Raw genomic sequence first — 18,877 nt, forward strand, 5'->3', positions numbered from 1 at the left:
CTCTCGTCGGCCAACAGCTCGATCGGTTCGCTGTCGACTTCCACGTCGACCGGCCTGTCGTCGGCCAACAGCTCGATTGGTTCGCTCTCGACCTCCACGTCGACCGGCCTCTCCTCGGCCAACAGCTCGATCGGGTCGCTGTCGACTTCGACCTCGACCGGCATCAACTCGCTGTCCACTGGCCTGAGCAGCACGAACAGCTCGGTGTCGTCGCTGTCCACGTCGACCTCGACGGGCCTGTCCTCGGCGAACAGCTCGATCGGCTCGCTGTCGACCTCGACCTCGACCGGCATCAACTCGCTGTCCACCGGCCTGAGCAGCACGAACAGCTCGGTGTCGTCGCTGTCGACTTCGACCTCGACGGGCCTGTCCTCGGCCAACAGCTCGATCAGCTCGCTGTCGACCTCGACCTCGACGGGCCTCTCGTCGGCCAACAGCTCGATCGGGTCGCTGTCGACCTCGACCTCGACCGGCATCAACTCGTTGTCCACCGGCCTGAGCAGCACGAACAGCACGATCCTGTCGCTGTCCACGTCGACGTCGACCGGCATCGGCTCGCTGTCCACCGGCCTGAGCAGCACGAACAGCTCGGTGTCGTCGCTGTCGACCTCGACCTCGACCGCGATCAATGACGCGAAGACGCACTACTACAGCGTCAACGACAACGGCGTGCAGCAAGGCAACTACGACAACAAGGGCGCGACGGGCATCAACGCCATCGCAGCCGGCGTGAACGCCAGCGCAGCAGGCAACAGCAGCGTCGCGGTCGGCGACGGCTCGAACGCGCAGTCGGCAGGCGCGGTCGCGATCGGCCAGAACGCATCGGCAACGGGCGGCAAGGCCGTGTCGATCGGCTCCGGCAACACGGCAAGCGGCGACGGCGCGGTCGCGATCGGCGACCCGAGCATCGCAACGGGTACCGGCGCGGTGGCGATGGGCGCGAACGACACGGCGACCGGCGACGGCGCAGTGGCGCTCGGCAACGCGAACACGGCCAACGGCGCCAGCGCGCTTGCACTCGGCAGCTCGAACCAGGCCACCGCGGACAACACGATCGCGCTGGGCAACAATGCCACGGCAAGCGCCACCGGCGCACAAGCCTACGGCTCGGCTGCCAAGGCCACGGCCGCCGATGCGCTCGCCTTCGGCACGAACGCACAGGCCAACGTCGCCAACTCGATCGCACTCGGCGCGAACTCGGTCACGAGTGCCGCGAACCCGACGTCGAGCGCCACGATCGGCGGTGTCACGTACTTCTTCGCGGGCACCTCGCCGGTTGGCGTGTTGAACATCGGTGGAAAGGACCAGGAACGCCAGATCACCGGCGTCGCCGCCGGCCGGATCTCGGCCAGCAGCACGGACGCGATCAACGGCAGCCAGCTCAACGCGACGAACAACGCGATTAACGCGCTGTCGACCTCGACCGTGTCGAACGTCGCGTCGCTGTCGACCGGCATCAACTCGCTGTCCACCGGCCTGAGCAGCACGAACAGCTCGGTGTCGTCGCTGTCCACGTCGACCTCGACCGCGATCAACTCGTTGTCGACGGGCCTGAGCGCGACGAACAGCAACGTCAACTCGCTGTCGACGTCGACCTCGACCGGCATCGGTTCGCTGTCCACCGGCCTGAGCACGACGAACAGCAACGTGGCGTCGCTGTCGACCGGCGTGACCAACATCAACAACACGTTGAACTCGCTGTCGACGACGATCAACAACAACACGACGCGCGCCGCTAACAACAACGGTGTCGCGGCCGACATGAACGGCACGGGCAGCGATGCGCCGAAGGTCACTGCCGGCTCGAACTCGGTGGCGATCGGCGCGAATTCGAACGACGGCGGTCGCTCGAACGTGGTGTCGGTCGGTAGCGACACGCAGCAGCGCCAGGTCATCAACGTCGCGCCGGGTACGCAAGGCACCGACGCGGTGAACGTGAACCAGCTGACGCAGGTGCAGACGACGCTGTCGACGGCACTGTCGGGCCAGCAGGCGCAAATCAACTCGCTGGGTTCGCAACTGCAGCAGACCGACCAGATGGCGAAGCAGGGTATCGCGGCCGTCGGCGCGATGGCGTCGATCCCGCAGCTCGATCGCGACGCCAACTTCGGGATGGGCGTGGGTACGTCGACCTTCCTCGGCCAGAAGGCGATGGCGGTCAACATGCAGGCCCGCATCACGGAGAACCTGAAGGCGTCGATCAACGGCGGCTTCAGCGGCGGTCAGAAGGTGATCGGCGCCGGCATGCTGTACCAGTGGAAGTAACGCGTCGCGCCGCCAGGCCGCCCGGCTCGCCAGCCGGACGGCCCGCGGCGGCCCCGACGGCCAGACGAGCCCGCCGCGCAAGCCGTGGCGGGCTTCAGTCAACCCAAGCATTGAGGATGTAACCGTGAACAAACTCGCTCTTGCGCTCGCGCTTTCCGCAACGGCCCTCGCCGCGTGCTCGACCGCATCCGGCCCGACCTTCAGCGCCTCCGAACTGCAGCCGCGCGACGGCGTGCGCACCTTCCAGGTGGACTGCCACGGCCTGCTGTCGGGCCCGCAGACCTGCATGAAGGCCGCCCGCAAGATTTGCGGCGAAGAACCCGTGCGCGCCCTCGACTCGGCCCGCGCGCTGCGCGACAAATCCGATCCCGCGACGCTCGTGTTCCAGTGCGGCGCCGCGCCGGCCGAAGCGGCGTCCGCCGCCACGCCGGCGGCTGCCGTCGTCGAACAGGTGAACCTGTCGGGCGACGCGCTGTTCGCGACCGACCACGCGACGCTCGCCCCGACCGCGCGCGAATCGCTCGACCGTTTGCTGAGCGAGCGCGCAGACCACACGTACTCGCAGGTGAGCGTCACCGGCTTTACGGATTCGGTGGGCAGCGACGACTACAACCTCGCGCTGTCGAAGCGCCGCGCCGAATCCGTCGCGGCATACCTGAAGGCGCACGGCCTGAAGACCGACTCGCTGACGGTCTCGGGCCGCGGCAAGGCCGATCCGGTGGCGTCCAACGCGACGCCGGAAGGCCGCGCCAGCAACCGCCGCGTCGAAATCCGCCTGCAGCACTGAGCGCGGCGCCCCGCTCCGGCAGGCCGCCAGCGCCGCGCCGGACCGGCACCCGACCACCGCCGGACCACCCGGGCGCCGCTTCGCCGGCGTCCCGCTCCCGTGGGCCGGCGGCTATGTCAAAGTTCGTCATGTCCCTCCACAAACCGGCGGTTTCCATGCCACAATCGCCGCAGACAGTCGCCGGGGCAGCCTGCCCGAATCGCGCGCCGTGCCAGGCGTGCCCGACGACACGCCGGAATCCGGCTGCCGCCCCCGCGATCCACGTCACACGATTCGCCTGCTGCGGCGCACCGGCGCGAATCCAATCATGACAATCCACGGCGCGCCGCTTCCCGGCCCGGCGCTCGACGCCACGCCCGGACGCACGACGCCGCAGAGGAAACCAACCGGTGACGGACATCAATGAAGCCGCCTCGGGCGGCACTCGCAAGCAACGGCCGGCCGTCGGCATCTCGCTGTTTGCGCGCGACGGCCAGGCGATCTGGGAAAACGGCATACACCAGAACATCGCGTTCCTCGCGATGATGCTCAAGCGCTCGGATCGCGTCGGCCCCGTCTACTTCCTGAATGGCGGCGACGCCAACGCACTGCCGGCCGGCCTCGAACTCGACGGCCTCGACATCCCGCTCGTCAAGCCCACCGACGTCACGCACGAACTCGACGTCGTGATCGAAATGGGCGCGCAGTTGCCGGTCGAATGGCTCAGGCACATGAAGGCGCTCGGCAAGAAAATCGCCGCGTTCTTCTGCGGGCACGTGTACGCCGGCCTGTGCGAAACCCCGATCTTCGGCAAACCGTCGGGACACGTTTTCAACGGCGCGCCGTTCGACGAAGTATGGCTGCTGCCGCAATACGACAAGACCGCCGCGCCGATGCTGCAGACCATCCTGCGTGCGCCGGTCCACCTGATGCCGCACATCTGGTCGCCGTACTTCCTCGAGCGCCGCATCGCCGCGCTCGCCGCGGAAGGCGCGACGTTCGGCTATCGGCCGGGCCGCCGCCCGTGGCAACTGGCCATGCTCGAACCGAACATCTCGGTCGCGAAGTCCTGTCACTACCCGATGCTTGCGTGCGATGAGCTCTACCGTGCGCGTCCGGACGCGGTTCAACACATGTTCGTCGTGAACGCGTTGCACATGAAGGAGCATCCGACCTTCGTGCACTTCGCAAACAGCCTCGATCTCGTGCGCCAGCACAAGGCCACCTTCGAGCCGCGCCTCGACCTGCCGGGCTTCATGGCGCGCCATGCGGATGCTGTCGTGTCGCACCACTGGGAAAACGGGCAGAACTATCTGTATTACGACGTGCTGTACGGCGGCTATCCGCTGATCCACAACTCGACGCTGATCGGCGACGCCGGCTATTACTACCCGGACTTCGATGCCGCCGCGGGCGGCCGTGCGCTGCTCGATGCGTGGCTGCATCACGACGAACGCCTCGACGAGTACCGTGCGAAGGCCGGCCGGCTGCTGCAGTCGGTCTCGATCGACAACCCCGCGAACCTCGACGCGTTCGTCTCGCGTCTGGTCGCCTGAACCGGAGAATACGCATGTCGGACTCCAATGCCCGTCAAGCGCCCGGCGAGGGCAAGCGTCTCGTCGTCGGCGTGTCGCTGTTCGTGCGCGGCGCCGGCCAGTCGCTGTGGGAAAACGGCATCTTCCAGAACTGCCTGCTGCTGATCCTGCTGCTGCGCCAGTCGCCGCTCGTCGCGGAAGCGGTGATGGTGAACGGCGGCGAACAGATCGCCGATCCGCAGATGATGCTCGGCGAATGGGACGTGCCGCTGCTGTCGATGGACGAAGCGCTGCAGCGCTGCGACGTGCTGATCGAAATGAGTGCGCAGTTCGGCGCGGACTACCTGCGCGCGTTCCGCGAGCGCGGCGGCAAGGTCGTCACGATGCGGGTCGGCAACGACTACGTGATCGACATCGAACGCGCGATGTTCGACAAGCCGTCGGGCTTCCTGTTCTCGGGCGCGCCATACGATGCGGTGTGGACGATTCCCGAGTTCGAGCGCTCGTGCCTGCACTATTACCAGACGGGCTTGCGCGCGCCCGTCACGATCGTCCCGCACATCTGGCACCCGATGCTGTTCGACAAGGCGCGCGCGACACTCGGCGCCGGGCTGTCGTTCGGCTATGAGCCCGGCAAGCCGCGCTGGCGCGTGACGATGTTCGAGCCGAACATCTGCATGGTGAAGACCAGCGTCATCCCGATGCTCGTGACCGAGGAAGCGTATCGCGCCAAGCCTGATTTCCTCGAGTTCGTGCGCGTGTGCAACACGCTGCACCTGAAGGAACATGCGACGTTCGTTCACTTCGCGAAGAGCCTCGACATCGTGAACCACGGGATCACGACGTTCGAGAGCCGCTACGCGGTGTACGAATTCATGGCCGCGTACGGCGATGCGGTGGTGTCGCACACGTGGGAAAACGCGCAGAACTACCTGTACTACGAGCTGCTGTACGGCGACTACCCGCTGATCCACAACTCGCCGTTCCTCGGCAAGGCCGGGTATTTCTATCCGGACTTCGACTGCCAAGCCGGCGGCCGCGCGCTGCTGCAGGCGTTCGCCGAACACGACGCGAACCTCGAAGCATACCGCGAGCAATCGAGGCATGTGCTCAGCTCGGTCAGCATCTACAACCCCGAGAACGTCGCCGCTTATACGGATGCGATCGCCACCCTCTATCGCGACGCCTGACGCGGCCGCCCTTTGCGAACGCCGACACAACCGAACGCCTGCCCCTCGCTCGCGCGACATGGCTGATCGGCTGCGCCGTCGCGCCGATCGCGATCGGCGCGCATGCGCAATCCATCGGCACGTCGTCATCCGCGCATCGTCCGCACCACGGAGCAACTGATGAAACTCAATGTCGCGATAACGATGAACGTGCAGCGCGATGCGACGCAGTCGATCTGGTACAACGGCGCGAACCAGCACTGCGTGTACCTGTACATGCTGCTGAAGCAGTCGCCGCTGATCGGCGAGGTCTGGCTCACGCACGACAACGGCATCACCGAGTATCCGCAGGCGCTGATGATGGACGCGTTCGGCGACGCGCTGCGCCCGCTGTCGGCCGTCGTCCACCAGACCGACCTGCTGATCGAGATGAATGCGTTCATCGATCCGACCCACACGGACGTCGTGCGCCAGCGCGGCGGCAAGTGCGTGTCGTACCGCTTCGGCAACGACTACGTGATCGCCGTCGAGACGATCAACTTCGAGAAGAACGACTGGCGGCCGAACCCGCACCGCGTGCAGTTCGACGAAATCTGGACCAACCCGCAGCACATGCACACGTGCGCGGCCTACTTCCAGGCCGTCTATCGCGCGCCGGTGATCGAGCTGCCGCACATCTGGTCGCCGTATTTCATCGAGCGCAGCCTCGACGCCGATCCTGAACTGAAAGCGCGCTTCGGCTATCGCAACCACGGCACCGCGAAACGCATTGCGTTCTTCGAGCCGAACCTGAACGTCGTGAAGAGTTCGATCGTGCCGATGCTCGCCGCGAACGCGTGCTATGTCGAGCACCCGGAGCTCGTCGAACACGTGTACATGACCAACACGTTCGACAAGAAGGAAAACGTCGCCTTCAAGCATCTCGCGCTCGGGCTCGAAATGGTGCGCGACGGCAAGGCGACCGCCGACGTGCGTGCGCCGTTCGTCGCGTGGGCCGCGCATCACACCGACATCGTCGTGTCCCATCATTGGGAAAACGGCCTCAACTACCTGCTGTACGACGCGCTGTACGGCAACTACCCGCTCGTGCACAACTCGCCGTTCCTGCGCGACGTCGGCTACTACTATCCGGACTTCGAAATCTTCGATGCGGCGCGCGCGATCGCGACCGCCGCGCAGACCCACGACGCGCGGCTCGACGACTACGCGGCGGCGGCTCGCCGTTGCCTGCACCAGGTCGACACGCTCGCCGAGCACAACGTCCGCGCGTATTCCGAGCAGATCCAGCGGCTGTTCGCCGGCCGCGCGCTCGGCTGACCGCCTTCGTCCACGCGACCGCCCACGCATCAGGCCGTCCGCGATTTCGTCGCGATCGAGTCGATCCACGGTCGTTCGTCATCAACCCGCACTGTGCATTGCCGGCCGAGGCGCCGGTCAAGACCGGCCGGCCATCCATCCAGGACGAGCTCGACAGGATCCTGCGGGTGATTGACGGCACGGGCCACACGGTGGCGCGCGTGCTCAGTGGATTCGGGAAGGATCGATCGATTGGCCGGAAGTCCGGGCCGCTATGCGCAAACGATGCCGACGCGGGCCGCGCCCATCGCACCGTGCCAGCGCCCGTAACCGGCGTGAACAGGCGCTAGACCAGCACCCGATCGCCGCTCTGCGCGGCAAACACACGGCCGTGCCGCCGCCCCGTCCGCGCGAGTACGGCGAAGCAATGTGCCGCCGGCCGGCCGGCGCCGCCGGATTGCTTGACGAGGCTGTCGGCTACGCCACGCGCGATCGCCGACTCTTCACCGCACGCGCCCGCGATGACGCCCGCGTAATAGTGCCGCGCCGCCAGTTCGCGGCCACCGGCGTCGAGCGGCTTCATGCGCTGAATGCGACGCGCAATGGCCTTCAGGCCGTCGAGATACGGCGCGACGTCGATCGGCACATCGGTCGCTTCGGCGCCCAGTTGCCACAGCATGTCGGCCAGCTCGGCGATCGCGACGAGGTCGCGCGCATCGGCCGCCTGCGTGCCCGTTCCGCCTCCGGCCTTCGTCCCCGCCATGCCCACGCCCCTTTGCGATTCGTCCCGGCGACACGCCGGCCATCTCGACACCGGCATGCATCATGCACGCCACCCCGCCCGTTCCCGCGCCGTCACGCGGCGGCAGGCGACCGCCATGAAAACCGGATGCCCTGCGCCCAGGCGACGCCGGCATCCACGATGATCTGCCGGTCGACCTCGCTCTCCACGCCTTCGACGACGACGTGCCGCGCGCCTTCATGCGCGAACGCGATCAGCCTGCGGAACTGGTAGCGCCCGATCGCGTTGCGCTTGATCATCGACAGGATCGACCGGTCGAGCTTCACGATGTCGGGATTGCCGACCACCAGGTTGTTCAATGCACTGAAACCGACCCCGAAATCGTCGATCGCGATACGGCACCCGGTCTGCCGGAAGCGGTTCACGAACGAACGGCCCGCGACGGGATTCAGCGGCCCCGTCTCCGTGATCTCGACCACCAGCCGCGCCGCGACCGACGGCTCGCGCTCGAGCCGCTTGAAGATGGCCAGCCACGCGTCGTCGACAACCGCGCTCGCTGCCGCCACATTGCAACCGTAGACGGCAGCCGGATCGGCGCGCAGCGCGTCGATCGTCCGGCCGACCACGAGCCGGTCGAACCACCGCATCAGCCCGAGCGCCTCGAGGCGCGGCAGGAACGCGATCGGCGGCAGCGCCTCGCGCTCGCCCCACCGCAATCGCGCCAGGCATTCCTGATACAGCACACCACCCGACAGGTCGGCCCGGCACACGGGCTCTCGCGCGAACCCGAGCCGGCTTTCCACGAAACTGCGTACCGACGCGAGGTCGGAATGATCGTCGGGAGCACCGAAGACGAGATCGATTTCGTCACGATTCGCTTCCCGATTCGCCACCAGGCGAGCTTCGACCGCATTCATCCGGCGCTCCGGCAAATGGCGAGCCGCCGCGAGCGGCTCGACCTCAAGAAACATGCGAAGCAAGCCGATCATGACGCGCTCCGCCGCCTACCCGGCCCATCCTGTTATGTCGATCTTTTCCGGGAGCGTACTTTTCGCTTCGGCGCGCCGTCAAATTCGATATTTTCAACGATATTCAGTTACTGGAAATACACCATGCCCGCGGGATCCCGACTGTGCGACAGATCACACTAACGCGAATTACCGAACCCCGATCCCGATGCCGTTTATTTTCCCGATCTAAACAACCTTGCCCGAATCGATTCTCCCGCGATTTGCATGCCCCGCAAATCAGGAAATTTCCAATTAATCCGATAAATACCGGCCCGGGACACACCGCCCTCGCGCGCTGCCAAGCCCACCGTGACGGCTAGCCGCACGGCCTGCCCAGCGCCGAAAATCGGCCGCCGCTCGTCATTCGATCATCGCAGCATTCAATTTTCCCGTTTCAAACGGATTATTAAATTTCTAAACTGAATCGATCCGCCATGAATCAATAATATCAATTTAAATCATATGATGATTATCGATCGAAACATTTTTAACAATCTTAAAGACTTGTTAACCTCTAAAATGATTTCTGACGGACTTCCCTCGGAGCCGTCAAATTCGTGCCTTCAAAAACCGTCGAACCGATCGGGTTCGGCGGTTTCTTTTTTAACGGCATTATTTCGTCAGACATTAGGGCGGGACAATCCCGATGGCGGGCCGCGGCGCAACAGTGTGCGCCGCGCCAAAAATCGGGCCTTATGCGGCCGATGCGCCGATCAGGTTCGCGAGTAGCGCGTCGTATTCGGCGACGAGTGCCGGATTCGCCGACGTATAGCGGCCGAGGATCTCGCGTTGGCGCCGCGTGTACGCTTCCCAATCGTCATCGTGCGTATGCAGCGCACGCAGCAGCGCATCGGCGCCCTGCTGCACGTCGTTGTCCGCATAGTAGTAGCCGAGATCGGGCGCGAGGCTCGCGTTGTGCACGAGCGGATAACCCTGCCAGCACACATCGAAATAGAAATAGTTAAGCGGGTTCGACCACTGATGCGACACGACGATATCGGTCAGGTCGGCCAGGAACAGCGGCGTATCGAAGCGCCCGACGAAGCTCGCCTTGCCCGCGCGCACGATGTCCAGGTAGTTCATCAGCATCACGAACTCGGGGCTGTCGTGCGCGAGGCGGTCGGCGTTCGTCACGTGCGTGAAGCAGATCGCGTCGGGATCGCGGCGATACGCTTCGTCGATGATCAGCATCGGATACACGCAGAACTTCACGACGTTGTGGTTCGGCTCCATCACCGTCAGCCGCTTGCCGGGCTCGCTGCGCCGCGGCCGGTATTCGCCGCGCTCGGGCAGCGACTGCGCGCGCGCGCTCAGGAACATCGGATCCCACACGAACGGCACGACGCGCCCCGGGCAGCGGCGCAGCGACTGCAGGAACGGCAGCGACGACGGCGCGATCTGCGGAATCGCCCACACCTCGTCATAACCGCGGTTGATGAACAGCGAATCCCACAGCCGGCGACCGAACAGCATCGACTCCATCGCATTGATGTACTCGACGCCGCAGCAGTAGCTGACGAGCTTCGCGCCGCGCGACTTCAGGTAGGCCGTCTGCTCGCCGTCGATCTGCCCGCCGAGCTCGATCACCACGTCGAGCGCATCCTTCACGTCGGCGAACGCGCGCGTGTCGTACACACTGCGATCCCACGGCAGCGCATCGGTGAGCGGCACGTCGGTGGTGTTGACCAGCGTCACGCGGTAACCGTGCGGCGATGCCATCAGCAGCTTCGCGAGAAACAGCGCGTTCTGCTTGATGCCGTTGATCCACAGGCTTTCGTCAGGGGCACGCAGTCCGATCGTGATACCGATGCGCAGGCCGTTCAGGACAGGAGACGTCATCGTCGGCGGGATGGAAGGTTGGATGGGGATGGAATGGACGCAGTGTAGCGCGCGAAACGCCGCCCGCGTCAAGCGGTGCACGCCGGCGGCAACCCGGCATTCTAGCGGAGCGCCGGCCGCATACTGTCAGGGATGGTCAGCCCGCGGCCGGCGCACGCAAATCCGCGAGACGGTTGTGCGATACTCCGGCGACCGGCCGCACTACCGGGTTGCCGGGCGGTATCGGCATCCCGGGCGGGCAGAAAACGACCTTGCAGCAACGCTGCTGAAACAATGGCTGACAGAATGGAACGCGACGCCGCGCAAGTCTTCCGGGCAATCCATCATGAACAGGGGCGGCACGCGCAGGCATGCGTGCCGGGCCGCGATGCCGCGCGGAACCACACCGCGTCCGGCGCCCGCCGTCATCCGCTGCGCGGCCTTCGGAGCGCGCGATGATCGTCCTCAGCCACTTCAGTCACGACGCACCCGCCAGCCTCGAAAATCACCGGCAGTACGCGCACGCGCAAGGCTATCGCCACGCGTTCGTCGATGCGTCCGCGATGCCGCAGGCGCTGCCGTTGCGCCCGCTCTACCGTTACGAATCGCTGCTCCATGTGCTGCGCCGCGCGCAGCCCGACGAACTCGTGCTGCTGCTCAGCGAAGACGCGGCGATCATCGAGCCCGTCGCGCTCGATCGCCTGATGAGCGGCCGCGACATGCTGTTCGTCGACGCGTTCGCGTCCCCGCTGCCGCAGGTCGACGTGCAGATCTGGCGCAATACGGCGGCCGTTCGGGCGATCGTGATGCGGCTCGTGCAGCGCTGCAGGCTCGGCGGCGAACCGCGGCTGACCTCGGAAGCCGCGTTGTTCGCGGAGCTCGACACGCATCGCTATATGACGCCGATCGACGGGCTGTATCCGGTCATGCCGACCAGCCCCGACCTCGATCCGATGTGGAGCCGCGAACCGACGTTCGCGATCAGCATCGACGACACGCCGCACGATCCCGAACGGAAAGGCACGACGGCCCGGTTCCGCGACACGCTCGTGGCGTACGTCAATCGATGCCGCGCCGCCGGCCGGCCGCTGTTCTCGTTCGATCACGACGCCGCCGACACCCCGGACGAAGCCGCCGAGCGCAGCACCTTCAATCCGGGCCGCCCGATCGCGTTGATGATGCTCTACACGCCGAACATCGGCAGCTATGCACGCATCGCCGAACGGAATTTCCGGCGCTACTGCGACGCACACGGCTACACGCTCTACGTGCATCGCGACATTCCCGCCGAAATCGGCCTGAACGCGACCGGCAACTGGTTCAAGCCGTGGCTGCTCCATGCGTACCTGCAGCACCACGAATGGGTCGTGTGGCTCGACGCCGACGTGCTGATCGCGGACCAGCAGCAAGCGCTGGAGCCGCTGCTCGAAGGACGCGACTGGCTGCTCGCGCACGACATCGGCCAGTGGGCGTTCAACTCGGGGGTGATGGCGTTCCGGCGCACCGCGCGCAACGATGCGATGCTGCGCGACATGATGACGACGATCGCCGCGCTGCACGACCGGTCGAGCGTCTATGCGAGCGACGGCGATCAGGTGCAATTCATTCGCGCGATGGAGCGCGACGGGCAATTGGAAGGCGAAGGTGTGGCCGATCTCGTCCGCGTCAACACGCCCTGGCTGTTTCGCCGCCCGGACAGCTATATCGTGCATTACTACGGGATGTGGTCCGCGATGCGGGCGCTGATGATGGCGCACGACGACGGGCTGCTGCGCTAGCGCCCTCGACCGGCGCGGCTAACGCGGACTGGACGTGGGTTCCGTCCGGCAGTGCGATCCGTTACACGACTGCGATTCATTTCTCAAACCAGCTTTAACGGGAGATCAGCTTGGAACAGATCGGATATTCATGGCCGACCTTCGATCAGCTCACTCAGCACCTGGTCAAGTCAATCAACCCGAACAAGATTCTGGACATCGGGGCCGGCGGCGGGAAATACGGGCGCTTGCTCAAAAAGGTCGTGCCGGATTGTCACTTCACGGCGCTGGAATGCGATGAGGAGACGCATCCGTTCCTGATCGAGAACGGCTACGACGACATCATCTCCGGCGTCAGCGACACGCTTTATGAACGATCCGGCGACTCGTACGATACGGTCATCCTGGGCGATGTCATCGAACACATGCGTCACTCGCACGGTCGCGATTTACTGGAGTTTCTGAACTATCGATCGCGATACATCCTCATCTCGACCCCCGAGTGCATGCCGATGAGCGGGGCCTCGTATTTCGAGAGCCACAACTCCGTGTGGCGGCCCGATTCGTTCATGTGGCACGATTTCTGGGCGCATCAGCAATGCGGGATCATGCACTTCTATTTGCTCAGAGGGCACCTCGACTGGAACGCGAAGGGTCTTGATTCCCTGGTGAACGCCGCAAACGCGTCGAATCTGTTCAACACGCGCGCCAACAACGAACAGGAGGCCGCCGATGAAAAATTCCTCCAGCCGGTCAACCTGACGCTCCATGATTACCGGTACATGGAAAAACTCGATGGCGACCAATATGCAATATTTCGCCCGATTTGATTGCGCGACCGCGATTCAGTCCGGAATCACTGCGTCTTGCTTGCCCGATGAATGAAAAAGGCGCCTCACGGCGCCTTTTTCACGATTGACGAAACGCTCGCGGCGTCGGAAGCCGGGCGCCTTCATGCCCGCCTCGCGTGCCGGCAAGCGGCCGGCACGCGCGAAGGGGCAGTCAGATCGCCGCAATCGTCGGCGCGACCGCAGCCGGGTCGGTGACGCTGGCCTTGCCGGTTTCGACGTGCCCCGCGATGCGGCGCGTCCAGCCCGCGTTCCCCGCCACCACGAACTGCAGGTCGTACCAGTGGCTGCTGCACGACAGGTCCCAGTGCGCTTCGACGCGCTGCCCCGCCGGAACCGTCAGCGTGCGCGCTGCCCCGCCGTACGCGACATCGGTCGCCGTGACCGTGAGCGTGCCGGTGCCCGCATTGGCGATCGTCACGTACACGTCGCCGTTGGCGGTGTCGTAGCACGGCGTGATTTCAGGCTTCGCGCCGGCATCCGCGGCGGCCGATCCCGCGAAGCGCCGGAAATAGCCGTTCGGCCCCCACACGCTCACCACATAGTTGCCGTTCGCGTCGAGCGCCCACGTATCGGTCAGCTGCTTGCCCGCTTCGACCGTATAGCGACGCGGCATCGCGGTCGGGTCGCCCGTGTAGACCCAGAAGTGCGCGCCCTGCGTGCCGGTGTTCGCAAACGTCAGCGCGTAGCCCTGCGACTGGAGCTGGCCGGTCACATGCAGTTCGTACGGCAGCGCACGCGCCGGCCGCGTACCGGGCTCCTGCGCCGTCACGACCTGCTGCGCGGTGCTGGCCGGCGCGGTCTGCGACGACGCGCGCGAGCACTGCAGGTCCGCCTGCGCGACATACGCCTGCGTGCTCGGCAGGGTCGGCAGCGTGGCATCCGATTTCGAGAAGTCGAGCGCCGACGTCAGGTCGCCGCAGATCGCGCGACGCCACGGCGAGATATTCGTTTCCATCACGCCGAAGCGCTTCTCGATGAATTGCAGCACCGACGTGTGATCGAAAACCTGCGAGCAGACGAAGCCGCCCTTCGACCACGGCGACACCACGAACATCGGCACGCGCGGGCCGAGGCCGTACGGCAGGTTGTCGGCCGTGTACGTGCCCGTCTGCGTCGAGGTCACGACGTTGTGCCGCTCGAGCGACACATCCACGGTGCTCATGCCGGAGCCCGGCAGCGTCGGCGCCGACGGCGGCACGACGTGATCGAAGAAGCCGTCGTTCTCGTCGTACATGACGAGCAGGACGGTCTTGCTCCATACGTCCGGATTCGACGTCAGCGCATCGAGAATCGTCGACAGGTAGTACGCGCCGTAGAGCGGCGTGAACTTCGGATGTTCCGAATACGCGGCGGGCGGCAGCAGCCACGATACCTGCGGCAGCGCGTTCGCCTGCACGTCGGCCTTCAGCTGCGTGATCGCGCGCGTGCTCATCCCGCGCGTCTGCAGCGACGAGCCGGCCGGCGCATTCACGAAATTATTGAAGCACGCCAGCATGTTCGTGCCGTAGTTGCCGGTGAAGTTGTCGAACCCGGTGCCCTGCTGGTAGATCTGCCACGAGATGCCCGCTTTCTCGAGGCGCTCCGGATACGTCGTCCAGCTGAAGGGCGGCAACTGGATCTTGTCGAACTGGTTGTCGATGTAGTCGGTGTTGTCGAGCAGCGGGCCGCCGCCCGTGCCGAGCGGGTCGACCATGCCCGTCATCAGGTACATGCGGTTCGGGTGCGTGTTGCCCGGGATCGAGCAGAAGTAGTTGTCGCACACCGTGAACGCATCCGCGAGCGCGTAGTGGAACGGGATGTCGTCGCGGACGTGGTAGCCCATCGTCATGTTCGACTTCTGCACCGCCCATTGATCCGCGCGACCGTTGTCGATCGCACCGTGCGTCGTCGCCCACGTATGCGGCAAGCCGCCGATGCACTGCGCGTTGACGCCCGGGTTGGTCGTGTCGTAGCGGAACGGCGCGATCACGCTCGTCTTGTCTTCCTGACGCGGCTGGAACCACACCGGCTTGCCGTTCGGCAGCGTGACCGGGAAGCGGTCGTTGTAACCGCGCACGCCGCTCAGGTGACCGAGGTAGTGGTCGAACGAGCGGTTCTCCTGCATGAACACGACGATGTGCTGCACATCCTGGATCGTGCCCGTCACGGAATTCGGCTCGATCGCCAGCGCCTTGCGGATCGACTCGGGAAGCAGTGCGGAGGCGGCGGTCGCGCCGGCAAGGCCGGCGGAGAACTTCAGAAAATCGCGTCGCGAATGGGTGGCCATGCTGGTTGCTCTTGATTGGATTTCTGGTGGAAACAGCCGGGATCAGGAAGCGGGCGAGGAAGCAGGCGCGGTGAATCCGGGCGGGCAGTGCATCTGCGCGGTGGCGACCACGCCGCCGCCGCAGGCGGCCTTCTGCTGCGCGACGGGGGCGGCGGGTGCCGTCACGTCGTCGTTGCAGGCACCGAGGAGTGCTGTCAGCGCGATCAGACCAACGACCGCGAAAGGCCGCAGGGCCGAGTTTCGCATAACGTCTCTCCGTAGATGTGATGACATGACAGGTGCGGGAGCGCACCTGTCATGTCGACGGCGAGATGCTAATTTCAGCGTGTTACACGACAGTGTCGCGTAAGGAGGCGAGCTGCGTGCACACAGGTAGCGGCACGTGTCGCGGTGGAAAAGGAGCGAGAGACGTAATGCAATCGAAAGATTCGCATTGCTTCGTTTTGCCGGGCGATCGAGGCAAGTCCGTCGCGGTACCGGTCGTGCAACGAATCGCGAAGCGTCTTTTACGGGCCGGCAACCGCGGCAGCCGGCCCGCATGCGGCGAAACAGGCGGCGCTCAGCCTTCCGCCATCATCAGCAACTGCGCGCCATCCGAAACCTGGTCGCCGACGCCGTACAGCACTTCCGCGACGACGCCCGCGCTCGGTGCGCCGATCGTATGCTCCATCTTCATCGCTTCCATCACGATCAGCGGCGTGCCCGCTTCGACCTTCTGACCCGGCTCGACCAGCACCGCGATCACCTTGCCGGGCATCGGCGCAGTCAGGCGGCCACCGCCCTGCTCCGCGTCACCCGCATGCGCGATCAGGTTGCGCCATTCGAACGTCTCGGCCGCGCCCTGCGTGAACACGTGGAAGCTGTCGCCGTCCGCATACACGCGGCCGCTGCTGCGCACGCCGCCGAGCGTCACGTCGAAATCGAGCGGCGTGGCGCCGTGCGCCCACGCGAACGGTTGCGCGGCTGCGTCGCCGGTCGCGAGGCGTGCAACCGCGCCGTCGTCCTCGTACGTGACCGTCACGTCCGCTTCGCGCTCGGCCGCATGCCATTCGAGCGTGCGGCGATAGCCGCCGTTCAGTCGCCAGTCCGGCAGCGCGCCCCACGGCGACGCGCCCTGCGCGGCCGCGCCGCGTTCGCGTGCGAGCAGCGCCGCGCATGCGAGCGCCAGCATCGCACGCGGCGCCTGTTGCGGCGCGAACAGTGCGTCGTGGTTGCGCTCGATCAGGCCCGTGTCGAGATCGGCCGTCGCGAACGGTTCGCACGCAACGATCCGCTGCAGGAACGCAGCGTTCGTGTGCAGGCCGACCACTTCACATGCACGCAACGCGCGCAGCATCAGGCTCAACGCTTCCGCACGATCCGCACCGTGGACGATCAGCTTCGCGATCATCGGATCGTAGAACGGCGTGATCGAATCGCCTTCGCGCACGCCGCTGTCGACGCGCACCGACGCGCCGAGCGCGAACTCGACGCCTGCCGGCAGCCGCAGGTGCTTCAGCGTGCCCGTCGACGGCAGGAAGCCGCGCGCCGGGTTCTCCGCATACAGGCGCGCCTCGAGCGCATGGCCCTGTACGCGCAGTTCGTCCTGCTTCAGCGGCAGCGGCTCGCCGAAGGCGACGCGCAGTTGCCATTCGACCAGATCGAGCCCCGTGACCATCTCGGTGACCGGATGCTCGACCTGCAGGCGCGTGTTCATTTCCATGAAGTAGAACGCGTCGCCCGTCATGATGAATTCGACGGTGCCCGCGCCGACATAGCCGACCGCGCGTGCGGCCGCGACGGCCGCTTCGCCCATCGCGCGCCGCACGTCGTCCGGCAGCCCCGGCGCCGGCGCTTCTTCCAGCACCTTCTGGTGACGGCGCTGCACCGAGCAGTCGCGGTCGAACAGGTACACGGTATTGCCGTGCGTGTCGCCGAACACCTGCACCTCGACGTGACGCGGGCGCGTCAGGTATTTCTCGATCAGCACGCGGTCGTTGCCGAAGCTGCTCGCGGCTTCGCGCTGGCACGACGCGAGCGCCGCCGGGAAATCGCCGGAGCGCTCGACCACGCGCATCCCCTTGCCGCCGCCACCCGCGCTGGCCTTCAGCAGCACCGGATAGTCGATCGCATCGGCTTCGCGATGCAGGTTGGCCGCGTCCTGGTCGTCGCCGTGATAGCCGGGCACGAGCGGCACGGCGGCCGCGTGCATCAGCGCCTTCGCGGCGGCCTTCGAACCCATCGCCGCGATCGCGTCGACCGGCGGCCCGATGAAGACGATGCCGGCCGCTTCGCACGCATGCGCGAAATCTTCGTTCTCCGACAGAAAGCCGTAGCCGGGGTGGATCGCCTGCGCGCCGGTGGCGCGTGCGGCTTCGATGATGCGCTCGATGCGCAGGTAGCTGTCTGCGGCGGCCGAGCCGCCGATGTGCACGGCCTCGTCGCACGCGGCCACGTGCTTCGCGTTCGCGTCCGCGTCGGAATAGACGGCGACGCTTGCGATCCCGAGACGTTTGCACGTCGCGGCGACGCGGCACGCGATTTCGCCACGGTTGGCGATCAGAATCTTGTCGAACATGGCTTCGATGTCGTCCGGAAAGAGTGGGTCACGCGCGCTGCGCGATCATTCACGCCACGACGGCGTGCGCTTTTCGAGGAAGGACGCAATCCCTTCGCGCGCTTCCGCGCCGGCGCGGGTTCGCGCGATCCAGTCGGCGGTCTGCTCGATCAGCGTCGCATCGAGCGGCCGCCCGGCCACGTCGGCGACGAGCCGCTTGCACGCCTTCACCGCGTCGGGGCCGTTCGCAACGAGCGTCGCGGCCAGCTTCGCGACGGTTTCGTCGAGCGCATCGGCCGGCACCGCGTCGTGAATGAAACCGAGCGACGCCGCGCTCGCGCTGTCGAACACCTCGGCCGTCGTGAAATAGCGGCGCGCCGCGCGCTCGCCCATCGCACGCACCACGTACGGTGCGATCGTCGCGGGGATCAGCCCGAGCCGCGCTTCCGACAGGCAGAACTTCACGCCGTCGGCGGCGATCGCGATGTCGGCCGCCGCCACCAGGCCCACGCCGCCCGCATACGCATCGCCATGCACGCGGGCGATCACCGGCTTGCCGCAACGATGGATCGCCTCGAGCATCCGCGCGAGCTTGCGCGCATCGGCGCGGTTCTCGTCGTCCGAGTAACCGGCCATCTTCTTCATCCAGTTCAGGTCCGCGCCCGCGCAGAACGCCGCGCCTTCCGCGGCGAGCACGATCGCGCGCACGCCTTCATGCGCGTCGAGCCATTCGAACGCGGTGGTCAGCTCCGCGATCGTCGTCTCGTTGAACGCGTTGCGCACGTCGGGACGCGCGAGCGTGACGGTCGCCACGCGGCCGGCTTCGCTTACCTTGATCGTTTCGTATCGCATCGTTCAGCCCTCCC

At 65.9% G+C, this 18,877-nt stretch carries 14 protein-coding genes; 7 read left to right on the plus strand and 7 right to left on the minus strand.

The genetic code is table 11. The features are described from left to right. The 5 genes from BDO18943_RS17370 to BDO18943_RS17390 form a co-directional block, all read left to right on the plus strand. On the plus strand, positions 1-2,265 hold a 2,265-nt coding region (locus BDO18943_RS17370; protein ID WP_175023360.1), incomplete at its 5' end, for a YadA family autotransporter adhesin. 124 nt (positions 2,266-2,389) lie between these two features. After that, complete coding sequence (locus BDO18943_RS17375; protein ID WP_043180690.1) at positions 2,390-3,052, plus strand: OmpA family protein; 663 nt, start codon at positions 2,390-2,392, stop codon at positions 3,050-3,052. Positions 3,053-3,441: 389 nt separating this feature from the next. Beyond that, positions 3,442-4,587 (plus strand): DUF2827 domain-containing protein, encoded by a 1,146-nt coding sequence (locus BDO18943_RS17380; RefSeq protein WP_175023361.1) that lies wholly within the window; start codon positions 3,442-3,444, stop codon positions 4,585-4,587. A 14-nt stretch (positions 4,588-4,601) separates the two neighbouring features. Continuing rightward, positions 4,602-5,756, plus strand: coding sequence for a DUF2827 domain-containing protein (locus BDO18943_RS17385; RefSeq protein ID WP_175023362.1), 1,155 nt, complete (start codon positions 4,602-4,604; stop codon positions 5,754-5,756). A gap of 159 nt (positions 5,757-5,915) precedes the next feature. Beyond that, on the plus strand, positions 5,916-7,052 hold the full coding sequence (locus BDO18943_RS17390) for a DUF2827 family protein (protein WP_089451913.1): 1,137 nt from the start codon (positions 5,916-5,918) through the stop codon (positions 7,050-7,052). Between the two features lie 325 nt (positions 7,053-7,377). Here the strand turns inward: BDO18943_RS17390 and BDO18943_RS17395 are convergent, their stop codons facing one another. From BDO18943_RS17395 to BDO18943_RS17405, 3 genes are all read right to left on the minus strand, one after another. Next, complete coding sequence (locus BDO18943_RS17395) at positions 7,378-7,794, minus strand: hypothetical protein (RefSeq protein ID WP_175023363.1); 417 nt, start codon at positions 7,792-7,794, stop codon at positions 7,378-7,380. A 92-nt stretch (positions 7,795-7,886) separates the two neighbouring features. Beyond that, positions 7,887-8,690, minus strand: a complete 804-nt coding sequence (locus tag BDO18943_RS17400; protein ID WP_175023428.1) for an EAL domain-containing protein — start codon at positions 8,688-8,690, stop codon at positions 7,887-7,889. A 786-nt stretch (positions 8,691-9,476) separates the two neighbouring features. Beyond that, entirely contained in the window at positions 9,477-10,622 is a 1,146-nt protein-coding gene (locus BDO18943_RS17405) for a DUF2827 domain-containing protein (protein ID WP_175023364.1), read from the minus strand. Between the two features lie 434 nt (positions 10,623-11,056). Between BDO18943_RS17405 and BDO18943_RS17410 the strand changes: the two genes are divergently transcribed. Together BDO18943_RS17410 and BDO18943_RS17415 are read left to right on the plus strand one after the other, a co-directional pair. Beyond that, positions 11,057-12,379 carry a glycosyltransferase family protein gene (locus BDO18943_RS17410; RefSeq protein WP_175023365.1) on the plus strand — a complete coding sequence of 441 codons (1,323 nt, stop codon included), beginning with the start codon at positions 11,057-11,059 and terminating at the stop codon, positions 12,377-12,379. A gap of 110 nt (positions 12,380-12,489) precedes the next feature. Further along, positions 12,490-13,188, plus strand: coding sequence for a methyltransferase domain-containing protein (locus BDO18943_RS17415; protein WP_175023366.1), 699 nt, complete (start codon positions 12,490-12,492; stop codon positions 13,186-13,188). Positions 13,189-13,360: 172 nt separating this feature from the next. Here the strand turns inward: BDO18943_RS17415 and BDO18943_RS17420 are convergent, their stop codons facing one another. The 4 genes from BDO18943_RS17420 to BDO18943_RS17435 form a co-directional block, all read right to left on the minus strand. Beyond that, the gene (locus BDO18943_RS17420) at positions 13,361-15,475 is read right to left on the minus strand and encodes a phosphocholine-specific phospholipase C (protein ID WP_175023367.1); all 2,115 of its coding nucleotides are present in this window, start codon (positions 15,473-15,475) and stop codon (positions 13,361-13,363) included. A gap of 42 nt (positions 15,476-15,517) precedes the next feature. Then, on the minus strand, positions 15,518-15,721 hold the full coding sequence (locus tag BDO18943_RS17425) for a hypothetical protein (RefSeq protein ID WP_043180709.1): 204 nt from the start codon (positions 15,719-15,721) through the stop codon (positions 15,518-15,520). A gap of 313 nt (positions 15,722-16,034) precedes the next feature. Then, entirely contained in the window at positions 16,035-18,032 is a 1,998-nt protein-coding gene (locus BDO18943_RS17430; RefSeq protein ID WP_175023368.1) for an acetyl-CoA carboxylase biotin carboxylase subunit, read from the minus strand. Between the two features lie 45 nt (positions 18,033-18,077). After that, on the minus strand, positions 18,078-18,863 hold the full coding sequence (locus BDO18943_RS17435; RefSeq protein ID WP_175023369.1) for an enoyl-CoA hydratase/isomerase family protein: 786 nt from the start codon (positions 18,861-18,863) through the stop codon (positions 18,078-18,080). Between the last annotated feature and the right edge of the window lie 14 nt (positions 18,864-18,877).

Origin of the sequence: Burkholderia aenigmatica (assembly GCF_902499175.1) — a bacterium.
Lineage (GTDB): Bacteria > Pseudomonadota > Gammaproteobacteria > Burkholderiales > Burkholderiaceae > Burkholderia > Burkholderia aenigmatica.

Coding starts and splice junctions, on each gene's coding strand:
- BDO18943_RS17385 (WP_175023362.1), top strand. CDS start 4,602: ATGTCGGACTCCAATGCCCGTCAAGCGCCCGGCGAGGGCAAGCGTCTC.
- BDO18943_RS17390 (WP_089451913.1), top strand. CDS start 5,916: ATGAAACTCAATGTCGCGATAACGATGAACGTGCAGCGCGATGCGACG.
- BDO18943_RS17395 (WP_175023363.1), bottom strand. CDS start 7,794: ATGGCGGGGACGAAGGCCGGAGGCGGAACGGGCACGCAGGCGGCCGAT.
- BDO18943_RS17400 (WP_175023428.1), bottom strand. CDS start 8,690: ATGAATGCGGTCGAAGCTCGCCTGGTGGCGAATCGGGAAGCGAATCGT.
- BDO18943_RS17405 (WP_175023364.1), bottom strand. CDS start 10,622: ATGACGTCTCCTGTCCTGAACGGCCTGCGCATCGGTATCACGATCGGA.
- BDO18943_RS17410 (WP_175023365.1), top strand. CDS start 11,057: ATGATCGTCCTCAGCCACTTCAGTCACGACGCACCCGCCAGCCTCGAA.
- BDO18943_RS17420 (WP_175023367.1), bottom strand. CDS start 15,475: ATGGCCACCCATTCGCGACGCGATTTTCTGAAGTTCTCCGCCGGCCTT.
- BDO18943_RS17425 (WP_043180709.1), bottom strand. CDS start 15,721: ATGCGAAACTCGGCCCTGCGGCCTTTCGCGGTCGTTGGTCTGATCGCG.
- BDO18943_RS17430 (WP_175023368.1), bottom strand. CDS start 18,032: ATGTTCGACAAGATTCTGATCGCCAACCGTGGCGAAATCGCGTGCCGC.
- BDO18943_RS17435 (WP_175023369.1), bottom strand. CDS start 18,863: ATGCGATACGAAACGATCAAGGTAAGCGAAGCCGGCCGCGTGGCGACC.